Raw genomic sequence first — 922 nt, forward strand, 5'->3', positions numbered from 1 at the left:
TATCGTGCCTGCTGTAGCATCAAGAGTAATATCACCTGACGCTGAGGTCGTGTTGCCTGCAGCATCTGTTGAAGTCACCTGTACCGTCAACTTACCGTCTGTCAGGCTGCTCACATCTACATTATCTAAACTAAAGTGACCATTACTATCTACCTTAGGCATATCTTTAGCAGAAATATTAACCGTGTTGCCTGCACTATCATGGATACTCAAACCCGATAATGTCGCACCCACTTCGGCTGTTCCCTCAATATGTGCACTACTGCTCTCTGCTGCATTAATAACACCATCGCCGGTCGAACCATCTGTGATGCTTATTGATGCGGTAGTACTTAAATCCACATCAATGGTATGGCTTGCTTGCGGTGCTGGGTTACCTGCTGCATCCATAACATTCGCTGTGATAGGCAGGGGCGTCGCATCCTTAATGCCCGATAAATCCGTCGCTGGCACTGAGAGTGTCCAAGCGTTATTGCTAACAGTCGCGGTATAATCTTGACCATTAAAGCTCACGGTCACCACTTGATGATCTTCAATGCCTGAAGTCGTACCTGATATCTCCAGTGGCTGACCTTGCTCGGTTCCATTAAGCCAGTTATCACCCGCAATCGGAGCATTGATGGCTATCGTGCCTGCWGTAGCATCAAGAGTAATATCACCTGACGCTGAGGTCGTGTTGCCTGCAGCATCTGTTGAAGTCACCTGTACCGTCAACTTACCGTCTGTCAGGCTGCTCACATCTACATTATCTAAACTAAAGTGACCATTACTATCTACCTTAGGCATATCTTTAGCAGAAATATTAACCGTGTTGCCTGCACTATCATGGATACTCAAACCCGATAATGTCGCACCCACTTCGGCTGTTCCCTCAATATGTGCACTACTGCTCTCTGCTGCATTAATAACACCATCGCCGGTC

At 47.1% G+C, this 922-nt stretch carries 1 protein-coding gene; it reads right to left on the bottom strand.

Annotated elements, in window-relative coordinates; all coding sequences use genetic code 11:
• A partial coding sequence (locus tag A9260_RS14260; RefSeq protein WP_156684067.1) for an Ig-like domain-containing protein occupies nucleotides 1-922 on the bottom strand: 922 nt, incomplete at both ends.

Origin of the sequence: Vibrio sp. UCD-FRSSP16_30 (genome assembly GCF_001676025.1) — a bacterium.
Taxonomy (GTDB): Bacteria; Pseudomonadota; Gammaproteobacteria; order Enterobacterales; family Vibrionaceae; genus Vibrio.